The organism is Desulfovibrio sp. Huiquan2017, assembly GCF_017351175.1.
In the GTDB taxonomy this organism is placed as follows: Bacteria; Desulfobacterota; Desulfovibrionia; order Desulfovibrionales; family Desulfovibrionaceae; genus Pseudodesulfovibrio.
Genome location: NZ_JAFMPN010000041.1, coordinates 1 through 956 on the forward strand (window position 1 = coordinate 1; position 956 = coordinate 956).

The window sequence follows — 956 nt, forward strand, 5'->3', positions numbered from 1 at the left end:
CAAGGGTTCGCACCCTTGCATCCCATGTTGCGCCTGCGGCGTGAACCAGTCACGGATCATCGTCCTGGGATTGACCGTCCCCTCGCAACGAAGTAATGCGGCGCCTCAGGGAGGGAAACTCCACAAACCCCAATCGCCGAGGAACGCAATGTCCTTCACCCGTATAGACATGGCCACATGGAAGAGGCGCGAACTCTTCAAACATTTCACAGAAGTCGCGCCCTGCTCCTTCAGCATGACCGCCAATCTCGACATAACCCGTTTTCGCGAGAGACAGAAAACGCGCGGCCTCAAACTGTACCCGATGCTCATTTGCCTGATCGCCGGGGCTGTCAATCTCATGCCTGAGTTCCGGACCGCCTACCGCGAATCCGGGGAGCTTGTGATCCACGACGTTCTCCATCCTTTGTACACCATCTTCAACAAAGATACGGAGCTGTTCTCGGCGATATGGACGGGATTCGACGACGATGTGAACGCCATGTACGAAGCCATCCTCAACGACATGGAACAATACGGCAACGCCGGACAGTATTGCCCGAAGCCCGACCCGCCGGAAAACCTTCTCAATATATCGGCGATCCCCTGGACGAGCTTCAGCGGCTTCAATCTCAACCTGTTCCGAGGCGAGAATTACCTCCTGCCCATCTTCACCATCGGCAAGTTCTTCGAACAGGACTCCACTATCCAACTCCCCTTGGCTGTCCAGGCGCACCACGCGGTTTGCGACGCCTACCATGTCTCCCGCCTATTGGATCGGTTGCAGGGACTTCTGAACCAGTAAATGGAAACTCCGTAAGGCGAAACGGCGACCGTCGCGGTCCGTCCGAACGTCCTGCCCACGCCTCTTCGGGCCGCGTCATCACCGCGCCCCCACATGCGCATCAGGTATGTTTGCTCCCTCATTGCGTGGACATATGAGAGCGGGAATCAACCGAGGTAAAAGGATTGGAAGG

1 protein-coding gene is annotated in these 956 nt (G+C 56.9%); it reads left to right on the plus strand.

Annotation, left to right across the window (positions count from 1 at the left end):
- The first annotated feature begins 148 nt into the window (after positions 1–148).
- Complete coding sequence (gene catA / locus J0909_RS18275; protein ID WP_207265124.1) at positions 149–784, plus strand: type A chloramphenicol O-acetyltransferase; 636 nt, start codon at positions 149–151, stop codon at positions 782–784.
- Positions 785–956 lie beyond the last annotated feature (172 nt).

Coding starts and splice junctions, on each gene's coding strand:
- catA (WP_207265124.1), top strand. CDS start 149: ATGTCCTTCACCCGTATAGACATGGCCACATGGAAGAGGCGCGAACTC.